The organism is Protofrankia sp. Cas3 (assembly GCF_963555955.1).
GTDB lineage: Bacteria > Actinomycetota > Actinomycetes > Frankiales > Frankiaceae > Protofrankia.
The window spans coordinates 39,847-44,301 of the sequence record NZ_CAUVXP010000030.1 but is presented as its reverse complement, the minus strand read 5'-3'; the positions used below and the strand labels follow the sequence as shown (position 1 = coordinate 44,301).

The window sequence follows — 4,455 nt, the reverse complement described above, 5'->3', positions numbered from 1 at the left end:
GTTACCGGTTTCCTGTTCCCATCTGTGCTGATATCCCCCGGCCAGGGCGGTCGCGGTCGCCTCCCGCGGGTCGAGGATGGTGGTGATCAGGGCGATGACCTCGTGTTTCCCGTCGCCTTCCCGGTCGGGGACGTCGTACTCGACGAGGCGGGCGTAGCGGGCCTTCGCCGGGTCCAGCGGCGTGCCGGCCCGGGCTGCGGTGAGCAGCGCGTCGCGTGCCTTCCCGGTGATCGTCGGGTTGATCAGGACCGTCAGGTAGGAACCGTCGGGTAGTGCCGTCAGCGGCGGCAGCCGCAGGGTGGCCTTGACTCGCCACAGCAGCGCCGCGCCGGTGTCCGCGGCCGTGCACCAGTCCGCCCAGGAGTAGAAGTTCCGATCCGCCAGCAGCAGCCAGTCGGACTCCAGACGCGGGTAGAGGCTGCGGGCGAGGGCCTGCTCGCTGGCGACCTTCGTTCCGCCGGCCGGGCCGAGGGCGGCGAGGACCACCGCGTGCGAGGCGCACTCGGACACGGTCACCGCGCGGACCTTCGGTAACACCCCCGGCGCGTCGTCGCGGCCAGCCGGCAGGCCGAACGCGGCGATGTTGTCCTTGGACGCCGGCGCGTCCCACGCCAGCCCGTCGATGCTCATCAGCCGCCACGGGCCGAGAAACGCCCCGACCGTGTCCAGGTCCGCGACCGGCGCCGCGACCTGGGAGAACAGTTCCGCCAGCGGCGCCGCGCCGAGCCGCTGGCGGGCCCTGGTCAGCCCACCCGAGGTCGGTTCCCAGGCCGGCGAGGTGACGTCGAGGTCGTCGAGGGTCCCGGCCAGCCGGCGTGCGACCGCCTCGTAGTCGTCGTCCGCGAACAGCGCCAACGCCATCACGAAGTAGGCCACCACGTGCGGCGGGATCGTCGCGTCGCTGCGCCGGGCGCCCTTCCCGGTCGCCTCGATCGCCTCGATCGCCTCGTCGACCGCATCGCGCGGCACGAACGACGCCAGGACCCCCAGCGAGATCCGGTCCGTCAGCCGGCTGCCCGCCACCGCTCCAGTGTCCGTCACACCCCACGATCATGCCGTCAACCAGGCAGAACTACCGCAAACGACACACCGGGCACGACCAAGATCTAACTAGCGTCAGTGGCATTGAGTCCAGGCCAGCGCGGGATTATCGACCAAGGCCAGTTCGACGATCTGGAACGCAGCCGGGAGTCACTCGAGGAGCTGCCCTACACCTTTCGTTATTGGTACCGGTGCGACGAACCCGACTGCCACGGACACAAACATTCGATCCTTGACTGGGAGATCGGCGCGGCCTTTCGTGCTTGGCGGGCCCGCTACACCGACGAGCAGACCCTGCTTGACAAGATCCACGAGAAATGGTTCGGGCAGCTGACCAGTGACCAATACGACACCTACTTCTTCGTCGGCAACGCCCGCCAGTACCCGTCGGCGTTCATGGTCCTCGGTGTGGCCTCGCCCCCCACACGAACGCAACTTACCTTGTTCTGACCGAGATGACCAGCGAGTATTTCTTTACTTGTTTGATCATGGTTGGTATGCTGCCATGCTGCCATGGTGCCTGGACGGACAAGCAGCGCCACTCTCTTTTATGCCGAGATTGTTTGGTGACTCGGCGCGTACCTGCGGCGTCTACGTCGGGAACACGGGCTGACCCGTCAGACCCTCGCCGACGCAGCCGGCATCTCGGCGATGACCCTCGCCCGCTTGGAGCAAGAACGCACCACCAGCCCGGGATTGTTCACCGTCGCCGCACTCGCCGCCGTGCTCAACACCACCGTCGACGCCGTCCGCCTCAACGCTGTCAGCCGCCGACCCGGCTTCAGTAAGACCCGACTGCGCGACGGGCTCGCCGCCGCCGGCATCGATTACCTCCACCTGCGCGCTCTCGGCAACCCCCAGCACAATCGGGAGCCGTTCCGCACAGGCCGGGCCATCGAAGGCTGCCGCGCCTACCGACAGATGATCACTAGTTCGGATGCGGTCGCAGCCCTGACCGAACTCGGTGCGCGCGCCCGCAGCCATCCCACCGCCGTGCTTTGCGTCGAGAACGACGAGGCAGTCTGCCACCGCCAGGTCGTTCTCGACATCCTCACCCGCGGGGACCCGATATATCTGATTATCAAGCCGTCGCTACGCATAGTGAGATTTCGTGGAATGGCGCGTGGAATATGCGGGGAGTCCACGACCGTTCGCCGAGCGCTTTCGAGGGTTCGCGCCGCGAGGAAAGCGCTGGCAGCACGTCAAGATCGCCAAAGCAGACCTCTTAGGATCTGCCGCCCTAGGGCGTGGGGGTTCAAGTCCCCCTCCCGCACAAGCCTGGTCAGGGCCCCAGTTTCCCAGTGTTCCCAGGGGTTAGTGGTCGGCTGGACGATCAATCGTCCGCTCCGGCGGGGTCCGGTGACGTCCGATCGTCTCCGGCAATCTCCGACGATTCGCGGACCATGCGCGGCACAGAATGGGCCGGGGCCGCCGGACCGCCGATCCCGAGAGCGGCTTCGATTCGGCGGAGCTGGGTGTCGACGTCCCCGTCGATGCACTTCGCGTACACCCGGTAGAGGACCGCCACGGAGTGGCTGGCCCACTCCGCCACCTGGGTGCCCTGCACCATCCCGTTGAGCCAGGTCGATACGCAGGCATGCCGCAGGTCATACGGTGTCGCCACCGCCGGCCGGTCAGCAGCGCGACCGACTCGGCCCGGCGCAGCGTCGCCACCTCCAGCACCCGGCCGAGCTGCCCGAACCCGGCCCGCCGCGAGGTCACCAAAATCCAGCCGCCGCCCCCTGCCGGACGGAACCGGGCCACCTCCTGCGGGTCTTCTGGGTCGTCGAACGCTAGCAGCCACCTTGGATAGGGACCACTCAGCTCAATAGTTACGGCCCGTGTCCTTGACCATGGTTCGCGAGTCCTGTTACAAATCGACCGCCGGCCGTGATCGACGGTTGGCCGCAACTCCTTGTGGACACCTTGAGAGAGGCCGTAAATGTCATCGCCTACCGTATTCGCAGATGGGTTGGACTTCCCGAGCAGCCTGGCCTTCGACGACCGGGGCGGGGTGTATCTGGCTGAGTCCGGCCTCCCCTTCGGCGGCGCGGCGCCCGGTGGCCGGATCTGGCGGCTGAACCTCAATGCTGACGGGCAGTTACGTGAGCTCGTGGCCGACGGCCTGGCCCAGCCGGTGACCGGACTGCTCTGGCACCAGGGGGATCTGTACGTGTCCGAGGGCGGTGCCGGCCGGATCACCCGGATCGGCCCGGACAATCAGCGGACGGTCATCGTCGACGGCATGCCCGGGCCCGGCAACTACCATATCGACATGGCCGTGGCCGGCCCTGACGGGAAGCTGTATTTCGCGCAAGGCGCGATGTCCAATCTGGGGATCATCGGACTGGATTCCTATGAACTCGGCTGGCTGGGGCGGCTTCCGCAGTCGCACGACGTTCCCGGCCTCGACGTGGTGCTCACCGGCGTCAACGCCACCACCGAGGACCCGCTGGCCGGCCGGCCCGGTGCGCAGACCAGCACCGGCGCGTTCGTCCCGTTCGGTACCCCGACCCGACCCGGGCAGCGCATACCGGCCGGGCTTCCGTGCAGCGCGGCAGTGCTGCGCTGTGACCTCGACGGCAGCAACTTGGAACTGGTGGCCTGGGGGATGCGCAACGCCTTCGGGCTGGGCTTCCTGCCGGACGGCAGGCTGCTGGCGGTCGACCAGGGCGCCGACGACCGGGGTAGTCGGCCGATCGGCAACGCGCCCGATCTGCTGTTCGAGGTGCGCGAGGGCGCCTGGTACGGCTGGCCCGACTTCGTCGGAGACGTCCCGGTGACCGACCCCGGGTTCAAGCCGACCCGCGGCCCGCAGCCGACCTTCCTGCTCGCCAATCATGACCAACTCCCCCCTCCCGAGCGGCCTGTGCTCAACTTCGAGTCGCATGTTGCGGCCACCAAGTTCGCCGTGGCACCGCCGCGGTCGTCGCTGGCCGGACGACTGGTGGTCACGCTGTTCGGGGACGAGGCGCCGATGACCCTGCCGTCCGGCGGTCCGAAGCTCGGCCGCGACCTGCTGCTGGTCGACCCGGCCGACTGGTCCACCCAGGGCCTGCCGTCCCGTCCGCCGCTGCACCGGCCGATCGATGTCGGCTTCGCACCGGGCGACGACAGGCTGCTGATCCTGGACTTCGGCGAGTTCGAGATGACGGAGCACGGCGTCGAGGCCAGGTCGGGCACCGGTCGACTCTGGCGCTGGGCGGGCTGGGACAGGTTCTAGCCCTGCGCAGCGCGCTGGCACCGATGTTCTCCGCCCGTGGGCTGCGCATGCGGTCCTGGTCGGGGACACCTGCTCGGGGGTGGAGACGGTGCCAATCTCGGTCAGGAGGGCGGAGCGGTAGGCAAGTTGGTGGCCAGCAGCGCTCTTCCAACTTCCAGGCGATCCACTCCGCCCAGCCCCGGTCGGCCTGC

Annotated in this window: 4 protein-coding genes and 1 pseudogene; 3 read left to right on the top strand and 2 right to left on the bottom strand. The window is 68.3% G+C overall.

The genetic code is table 11. From position 1 onward, the window contains the following. Positions 1-1,041: IS4 family transposase (locus U9983_RS08515; RefSeq protein ID WP_322753491.1), on the bottom strand; the 1,041-nt coding region annotated here is incomplete at its 3' end. A 78-nt stretch (positions 1,042-1,119) separates the two neighbouring features. Here U9983_RS08515 and U9983_RS08510 point away from each other — a divergent pair. Beyond that, positions 1,120-1,491: a hypothetical protein gene (locus U9983_RS08510; RefSeq protein WP_322753490.1), complete on the top strand. Its 372-nt coding sequence runs from the start codon at positions 1,120-1,122 to the stop codon at positions 1,489-1,491. Positions 1,492-1,623: 132 nt separating this feature from the next. Next, positions 1,624-2,037 (top strand): annotated as a pseudogene (locus U9983_RS27810) (DUF488 family protein); the annotation flags it as partial. 337 nt (positions 2,038-2,374) lie between these two features. Here U9983_RS27810 and U9983_RS08500 read toward each other — a convergent pair. Beyond that, positions 2,375-2,665: a hypothetical protein gene (locus U9983_RS08500; protein ID WP_322753488.1), complete on the bottom strand. Its 291-nt coding sequence runs from the start codon at positions 2,663-2,665 to the stop codon at positions 2,375-2,377. 318 nt (positions 2,666-2,983) lie between these two features. Between U9983_RS08500 and U9983_RS08495 the strand changes: the two genes are divergently transcribed. After that, positions 2,984-4,264, top strand: a complete 1,281-nt coding sequence (locus U9983_RS08495; protein WP_322753487.1) for a hypothetical protein — start codon at positions 2,984-2,986, stop codon at positions 4,262-4,264. The last annotated feature ends 191 nt before the right edge of the window (positions 4,265-4,455 follow it).